1 pseudogene is annotated in these 260 nt (G+C 58.5%); it reads right to left on the bottom strand.

Features of this window, described 5'->3' with window-relative positions:
* Positions 1-260, bottom strand: a pseudogene (locus tag SB753_RS38635) (MFS transporter); the annotation flags it as partial.

Raw genomic sequence — 260 nt, 5'->3', positions numbered from 1 at the left:
CTTCCTGTTAAGCATATTGCGCAGCACGAGGCCCGCGAAACCGCCGACGGCGGACACGGCGGCCACGTAGCCGAAGTACATTTGATAGCCATGCACCCCCGGATAGTTCTGGGTCAGATATCCGTTGATGAGCGGCAGGAAAACATCGGGCGAATAGCCGAGTACCGAAATCAGGCCAATCGCGAGGCCCATGGTTTCGACGGGCACATTGCAGCGATCGAGCAGCGACCAGTACAAGCCGCGAATCGCATACGTCAGCA

The organism is Paraburkholderia sp. SIMBA_053, from assembly GCF_046534895.1.
Lineage (GTDB): Bacteria > Pseudomonadota > Gammaproteobacteria > Burkholderiales > Burkholderiaceae > Paraburkholderia > Paraburkholderia caledonica.
The sequence above is the reverse complement of the archived record's forward strand: the minus strand, read 5'-3'. Positions and strand labels throughout refer to the sequence as shown.